Origin of the sequence: Streptomyces roseifaciens, assembly GCF_001445655.1 — a bacterium.
In the GTDB taxonomy this organism is placed as follows: domain Bacteria; phylum Actinomycetota; class Actinomycetes; order Streptomycetales; family Streptomycetaceae; genus Streptomyces; species Streptomyces aureoversilis.
Genome location: NZ_LNBE01000004.1, coordinates 3,611,685 through 3,618,854 on the forward strand (window position 1 = coordinate 3,611,685; position 7,170 = coordinate 3,618,854).

The window sequence follows — 7,170 nt, forward strand, 5'->3', positions numbered from 1 at the left end:
CCCCCTCTACTCAAAAGCGATCAATGTGAACGTTAGTTCACCTCACCGGCGGATACCCCGGTCAACCGCATCGAAGACGCTAAAAACGCGAGCAGGCCCCGCATCTCACACAGGAGATGCGGGGCCTGCTCGTTCGCTTACGCGCAGAGGCGTCGTGATCCGGTCAGGATCAGACGGTCTCGTCCTCGACGAGGAGGTTGCGGGTGCGGTTCGGGTCCAGCGGGATGCCGGCGCCCATGGTGGTGGTCAGGGTCGCCTTCTTGATGTAGCGGCCCTTCGCGGCGGACGGCTTGAGGCGGGTGATCTCCTCGAGCGCCGCGGCGTAGTTCTCCACCAGCTTGGTCTCGTCGAAGGAGACCTTGCCGATGATGAAGTGCAGGTTCGAGTGCTTGTCGACGCGGAACTCGATCTTGCCGCCCTTGATGTCCGTGACAGCCTTCGCCACGTCCGGGGTGACCGTGCCGGTCTTCGGGTTCGGCATCAGACCACGCGGACCGAGCACGCGGCCGAGGCGGCCGACCTTGCCCATGAGGTCCGGGGTGGCGACGACGGCGTCGAAGTCCAGACGGCCCTTCGCGACCTCGTCGATGAGCTCGTCGGCGCCGACGATGTCGGCGCCCGCGGCACGCGCGGCCTCGGCACGGTCGCCGGTCGCGAAGACCAGGACCCGGGCGGTCTTACCGGTGCCGTGCGGAAGGTTCACGGTGCCGCGGACCATCTGGTCGGCCTTGCGCGGGTCGACGCCCAGACGCATGGCAACCTCGACGGTCGCGTCGAACTTGGTGGCGGAGGTGTCCTTCGCCAGGCGGACGGCCTCGAGCGGGGCGTACAGACGCTCCCGGTCGATCTTCGCGTCCACGTTGCGAAGAGTCTTGCTGCGCTTCACTGAAACTCCTCAGTGGTGATTGGAGTCGTGGTGCGGGCCAGCGCTGGCCCTTCCACGGGGTGCTGCCAGGGGGGTGGAGGTCAGCCCTCGACCGTGATGCCCATGGAACGGGCGGTGCCGGCGATGATCTTCGACGCGGCGTCCAGGTCGTTGGCGTTCAGGTCGGGCATCTTGGTCGTGGCGATCTCACGGACCTGCGCCTCGGTGATCTTGGCGACCTTGGTCTTGTGCGGCTCGCCCGAGCCCTTGTCCACGCCCGCGGCCTTGAGGATCAGCTTCGCGGCCGGCGGAGTCTTGGTCACGAAGGTGAAGGAACGGTCCTCGTAGACCGTGATCTCCACCGGCACGACCATGCCACGCTGCGACTCGGTCGCGGCGTTGTAGGCCTTGCAGAACTCCATGATGTTGACGCCGTGCTGGCCCAGCGCGGGGCCGACCGGCGGAGCCGGGTTCGCGGCACCGGCGCTGATCTGGAGCTTGATAAGCCCCGTGACCTTCTTCTTCTTGGGAGGCATTGCTCTCTCCGGGTCCTAGTGAGAGTTTTTTGCCCGCGCACAGTGCGCGCAGGCATACCGCACCACGATAACGGGTAACATGCTGCGGCCAAAAACCGAGCAGGTCAGACCGGCTTTATCAGCTGGTCTGACCTGTTCGGAAGCGTTTGATCAGAAGTGTCAGTTCTTCTGGATCTGGTCGAAGCTCAGCTCGACCGGGGTCTCGCGACCGAAGATCTCGACGAGGCCCTTGACCTTCTTCGAGTCGGCGTTGATCTCGTTGATCGTGGCCTGCAGGGTCGCGAACGGACCGTCGGTGACGGTGACCGAGTCGCCCACCTCGAAGTCCAGCACCTGGACCTCGACCTTGCGCTGCGGCGCCGGCTTGCCCTCGGCCTCGGCGGCCTCGCGGGCGGCCTTCTCCTCGGCCTCCGGGGCGAGCATCTTGACGATCTCGTCCAGCGTCAGCGGGTAGGGGTCGTAGGCGTTGCCGACGAAGCCGGTGACACCCGGGGTGTTGCGGACGACGCCCCAGGACTCGTTCGTCAGGTCCATGCGCACCAGGACGTAGCCCGGGAGCTTGTTCTGGCGGACGGTGCGGCGGTCGCCGTTCTTGATCTGGACGACCTCTTCCTGCGGCACCTCGGCCTGGAAGATGTAGTCCTCGACGTTCAGCGAAACGGCGCGCTGCTCGAGGTTGGTCTTCACGCGGTTCTCGTAACCGGCGTAGGTGTGGATGACGTACCACTCGCCGGGCAGGCCGCGGAGCTCTTCGCGCAGGGCCGTGATGGGGTCGACGGCGGGCTCTTCCTCGGCGGCCTCTTCGGCCTCTTCCTCGGCGGCCTCGTCGGACTCGACGTGGAGAGCGGCCTCCTCGGCCGGCTCGCCCGCAGCGGCTTCCTCGGCGTCGAGCTCGTCGGCGGCGTCGGCGCCCTCGACGATCTCCTGCGCGGTGTCGTCGCCCTCGACCTCGGCCGAGGCGGCGGCATCCACGTCGGCCTCTGCCGCCTCGACGGGCTCGACGGCGTCGTTCAGGTTCGGGTCAGACACGTGGCTGCTTCTTCCTGGCTACAAGGGGTGGAACGTGCGAAAGGGGCGGCCCGCCTCACGGCAGCCGCCCTACCCGCGGATTCAGCCGAAGACGTACTTGACGGCGTTGGTGAACCCATAGTCAATCACGGTGACCAGGCCAATGACGATGACGACAAAGACGATCACCACAGTGGTGTACGTCGACAGCTGGCCCCGGGAGGGCCAGACGACCTTGCGGAGCTCGGCGACGATCTGGCGGTAGAACAGCGCGAGGCGGCCGAAGGGGCCCTTCTTCCCGCGCTTCCCGCCACGGCGGCCCTTCTTGGCGGCCACCTCGTCCTCGGGACGACCGCTCTCAGGCGTCGCGGTGGAGCCAAGGGCTTCCGTCACTACGTCCTCACCTGAATCCGGGTCGTGAGCCGTGCCGCGCCCGGTTGAGCCGCACGGCGGTGCATTTCATAACGTACGCACTCACGCACCCTGGTGACGATGCGTGTAGCAGGGCCGAAGGGACTTGAACCCCCAACCGCTGGTTTTGGAGACCAGTGCTCTACCAATTGAGCTACGACCCTTTGTGGTTCCCCAACGTACCGCATCCGACCGTGCGCATGGTGTGTGCGGAGCCGGATCGCGGCCGGTGAGGGCCAACGACGGATGAGTGTACGTGGTTCGGGGGCGTGCGTCGAACAGCTTGTGCCGCGACGGGTCGCGGAGCCCTTCCGGAATGGATTCCTCCGGGGCTGGTGGACCGTGCGCGAAGCCATCCGAGAAGGGCTCGTGGACCGTACGCGAAGCCCTCCGAGAAGGCTCGTGGACCGTATGCGAACCCATATGGGAAACGGGTGCGCCCGCTTCGTCCCCCGTCTGCAACGATGCCCCCATGACCGCTGCGACTCCTTCCGAGCCCCCCGTCCAGTCCCCCACCGAGCGCCGGGTGTCGACCCGCATCGGATCGATCTCCGAGTCCGCGACGCTCGCCGTCGACGCCAAGGCCAAGGCCCTCAAGGCCGCCGGTCGCCCGGTGATCGGCTTCGGCGCCGGCGAGCCCGACTTCCCGACCCCCGGCTACATCGTCGAGGCGGCGGTGGAGGCCTGCCGCGACCCGAAGAACCACCGGTACACGCCCGCCGGCGGCCTGCCCGAGCTGAAGGCCGCCATCGCCGCCAAGACGCTGCGCGACTCCGGCTACCGGGTCGAGGCCTCGCAGGTGCTGGTCACCAACGGCGGCAAGCAGGCCATCTACGAGGCCTTCGCCGCGATCCTCGACCCGGGCGACGAGGTCATCGTCCCGGCGCCGTACTGGACCACCTACCCCGAGTCCATCCGGCTGGCCGGCGGCGTCCCGGTCGACGTCGTGGCCGACGAGACCACCGGCTACCGCGTCTCGGTGGAGCAGCTGGAGGCCGCCCGCACCGAGCGCACGAAGGTGCTGCTCTTCGTCTCCCCGTCGAACCCGACCGGTGCCGTCTACTCGCGCGAGCAGGTGGAGGCCGTCGGCCGCTGGGCCGCGGAGCACGGGCTGTGGGTGCTGACGGACGAGATCTACGAGCACCTCGTCTACGGCGACGCCGAGTTCTCGTCGCTGCCGGTCGTGGTGCCGGAGCTCCGTGACAAGTGCATCGTCGTCAACGGCGTCGCCAAGACCTACGCCATGACCGGATGGCGGGTCGGGTGGGTCATCGCCCCCCAGGACGTGATCAAGGCCGCGACGAACCTGCAGTCGCACGCCACGTCGAATGTGTCCAACGTCGCACAGCGGGCCGCGATCGCCGCGGTCGCGGGCGACCTGTCCGCCGTCGACGAGATGAAGGTCGCCTTCGACCGGCGCCGCCGCACGATCGTGCGCATGCTCAACGAGATCGACGGCGTCCTCTGCCCCGAGCCGGAGGGTGCCTTCTACGCGTACCCGTCGGTCAAGGAGCTCCTGGGCAAGGAGATCCGCGGCAAGCGGCCCGCCACGTCCGTGGAGCTCGCCGCGCTGATCCTGGAGGAGGTCGAGGTCGCGGTGGTGCCGGGCGAGGCCTTCGGCACGCCGGGGTACCTGCGGCTGTCCTACGCGCTGGGCGACGAGGACCTCGTCGAGGGCGTCTCGCGGATCCAGAAGCTGCTGGCGGAGGCCAGGGCGTAGTCCTTGCCTCCGCCTTCCGTGCGTACGGGCTCCCGGCTTGTGCCGGGGGCCCGTATTCGTTTTCGGGGCAGCGCCCGTTAAGGGGCCCGTCGGGGCAAACTCCCTTCCGGTTGGCCTGTGCATGCGGCAGGATCTGCGAATGGAGAGCGTTCGTGACGTCCGTTTGCTGCCGAAGGCCCATCTGCACCTGCACTTCACCGGGTCGATGCGGTCCGAAACCCTGCTGGAACTCGCCGACAAGTACGGGGTGCACCTCCCGGAAGCGCTGAGCAGCGGCGAGCCCCCGAAGTTGCGGGCCACGGACGAGCGGGGCTGGTTCCGGTTCCAGCGGCTGTACGACATCGCGCGGTCGTGCCTCCGGACGCCGGAGGACATTCAGCGGCTCGTGCGGGAGGCCGCGGAGGAAGACGTCCGGGACGGGTCCGGGTGGCTGGAGATCCAGGTCGATCCGACGTCCTACGCGCCACGGCTGGGCGGGCTCATCCCCGCCCTGGAGATCATCCTCGATGCGGTCGAGACGGCGTCGAAGGAGACCGGGCTGGGGATGCGGGTCCTCGTCGCCGCCAATCGCATGAAGCACCCGCTGGACGCGCGGACGCTCGCGCGGCTCGCCGTGCGGTACGCCGACCGGGGCGTGGTGGGGTTCGGGCTCTCCAACGACGAGCGGCGCGGTCTCGCGCGCGACTTCGACCGCGCCTTCGAGATCGCCCGCGAGGGCGGGCTGCTGGCCGCGCCGCACGGCGGCGAGCTCTCGGGCCCGAGCAGCGTGCGGGACTGCATGGACGACCTGCGCGCCTCCCGCGTGGGGCACGGCGTCCGGGCCGCCGAGGACCCCCGCCTGATGCGGAAGCTCGCCGAGCGCGGAGTGACCTGCGAGGTGTGCCCGTCGTCGAACGTCGCCCTCGGCGTCTACGAGAAGCCGGGCGACGTGCCGCTGCGCACCCTGTGGGACGCCGGCGTGCCGATAGCTCTCGGCGCGGACGACCCCCTGCTCTTCGGCTCGCGGCTCGCCGCGCAGTACGAGCTGGTGCGGGAGCATCACGGCTTCACGGACGCCGAGCTGGCGGAGCTGGCGCGGCAGTCGGTACGGGGGTCGGCTGCGCCTGAGCCCGTGCGGGCGGGGTTGCTGCGGGGGATCGACGACTGGCTGGCCGGCCAGGTCGTTACGCGGTAGCTGCTACAGCGCCACGCCGACCGTGACCGGCTCGTTCACCAGGGTCACTCCGAACGCCTCGTGGACGCCGGCCCGGACCTCGCGGGCGAGGGCGAGGAGATCCTCCGTGGTCGCCTCGCCCCGGTTCGTCAGCGCAAGCGTGTGCTTCGTGCTGATGCGGGCCCGCCCGGCCCCGTACCCCTTCGTGAAGCCCGCCTTGTCGATCAGCCAGGCCGCCGAGGTCTTCATGAAGCCCTCCCCCGCCGGGTACGCCGGAGGCGCCACGTCCGGGCCGAGCCGGTCCGCGACGCGGGTCAGGAACGCCGCGTGCTCCGCCTCGGTGAGGATCGGGTTGCAGAAGAACGACCCGGCCGACCACGTGTCGTGGTCCTCGGGGTCGAGCACCATGCCCTTGCCCGCGCGCAGCTTGAGGACCGTCTCGCGGGCCCGCTCCGCGGGCACGCGGTCGCCCGCCTCTACGCCGAGGGCGCGGGCCGTCTCCGGGTAGCGGATGGGGGCGGACATGCCGTCCGCGTCCTCCAGCCCGAAGCGGACGCGGAGGACGACGTAGCGGGCGGGGTCCTGCTTGAAGCGGCTGTGGCGGTAGGAGAAGGCGCACTCGGCGTTGGCGAGGGTCACCGTCTCGCCGGTGCGGCGGTCGTAGGCGACGACCTCGGTGATCGTCTGGGCGACGTCCTGGCCGTAGGCGCCGACGTTCTGGATGGGGGTGGCGCCGGCGGAGCCGGGGATGCCGGCGAGGCACTCGATGCCGGCGAGGCCGGCTTCGACGGTGCGGGCGACGGCGTCGGACCAGTTCTCACCGGCGGCCAGTTCGAGGCTGGTGCCGGTCAGGGCGAAGCCGGTGGTCGCGATGCGCAGGGCGGTGCCCTCGAAGCCCTTGTCGGAGATGACGAGGTTGCTGCCGCCGCCGATGATCAGCAGCGGGGTGGCGGTCTCGTCGGCCTCGCGGACGGCGGCGATCACCTCGGCGTCGGTGGTGGCCGTGATCAGGCGGGTGGCCGGGCCGCCGAGCCTGAAGGTGGTCAGGGGGGCGAGGGGGGCGTCGTGTCGTTCCTGCACCAGACCAGGGTACGGGTGGGTCGGGCGCGGTGGTCCGGGGCCGGGGGCCGGGGGCTCCGGGGGTGTTTCGGAATCGGATATTTACGGGCGGAACCGTCTGCCGCACCGGGCACCCGGCACGCCGCCCACAAATATCCGGCAGCATTCCGAAACACCCCCTGCGCCCCCGTCCCCCTCCGTGGACGGTCCCCCTCTCGTGGGCGGGTCCCCTCCCGCGGCCGGTTCTCCTCCGGGGGCGGTCCACCGCCCGTAGACGGTGCCCTCTCGTGGGCGGTTCTCCTCCGTGGGCAGGCCCCCACCGCCCGTAGACGGTCCCCCTCCCGTAGGTGGTCCCCCTCCGCACGTCGCTGCTTGTCTGGTGCAGCACCTCTGCAATTCCTTAGCGGGCGGGTGGGTG

The 7,170-nt window shown here is 69.7% G+C and carries 7 protein-coding genes and 1 tRNA gene; 2 read left to right on the top strand and 6 right to left on the bottom strand.

Going from position 1 to position 7,170, the window contains the following annotated elements; all coding sequences use genetic code 11:
* Window positions 1-169: 169 nt before the first annotated feature.
* The 5 genes from rplA to AS857_RS33305 form a co-directional block, all read right to left on the bottom strand.
* Window positions 170-886, bottom strand: coding sequence for a 50S ribosomal protein L1 (rplA, locus tag AS857_RS33285; RefSeq protein ID WP_058046837.1), 717 nt, complete (start codon window positions 884-886; stop codon window positions 170-172).
* 80 nt (window positions 887-966) lie between these two features.
* A complete protein-coding gene (gene rplK / locus AS857_RS33290) occupies window positions 967-1,401 on the bottom strand; it encodes a 50S ribosomal protein L11 (RefSeq protein ID WP_058046838.1) in 435 nt (144 codons plus the stop codon).
* A gap of 159 nt (window positions 1,402-1,560) precedes the next feature.
* Window positions 1,561-2,430 (bottom strand): transcription termination/antitermination protein NusG, encoded by an 870-nt coding sequence (gene nusG, locus AS857_RS33295; protein ID WP_058046839.1) that lies wholly within the window; start codon window positions 2,428-2,430, stop codon window positions 1,561-1,563.
* A gap of 81 nt (window positions 2,431-2,511) precedes the next feature.
* Window positions 2,512-2,802: a preprotein translocase subunit SecE gene (secE, locus tag AS857_RS33300; RefSeq protein WP_058046840.1), complete on the bottom strand. Its 291-nt coding sequence runs from the start codon at window positions 2,800-2,802 to the stop codon at window positions 2,512-2,514.
* A gap of 109 nt (window positions 2,803-2,911) precedes the next feature.
* A tRNA-Trp gene (locus AS857_RS33305) sits at window positions 2,912-2,984 on the bottom strand.
* A 308-nt stretch (window positions 2,985-3,292) separates the two neighbouring features.
* Here AS857_RS33305 and AS857_RS33310 point away from each other — a divergent pair.
* Window positions 3,293-4,540, top strand: coding sequence for a pyridoxal phosphate-dependent aminotransferase (locus AS857_RS33310; RefSeq protein WP_058046841.1), 1,248 nt, complete (start codon window positions 3,293-3,295; stop codon window positions 4,538-4,540).
* 139 nt (window positions 4,541-4,679) lie between these two features.
* The gene (locus AS857_RS33315; RefSeq protein WP_058046842.1) at window positions 4,680-5,714 is read left to right on the top strand and encodes an adenosine deaminase; all 1,035 of its coding nucleotides are present in this window, start codon (window positions 4,680-4,682) and stop codon (window positions 5,712-5,714) included.
* A gap of 3 nt (window positions 5,715-5,717) precedes the next feature.
* Here the strand turns inward: AS857_RS33315 and AS857_RS33320 are convergent, their stop codons facing one another.
* Complete coding sequence (locus AS857_RS33320; RefSeq protein ID WP_058046843.1) at window positions 5,718-6,773, bottom strand: UDP-N-acetylmuramate dehydrogenase; 1,056 nt, start codon at window positions 6,771-6,773, stop codon at window positions 5,718-5,720.
* Window positions 6,774-7,170: the final 397 nt, after the last annotated feature.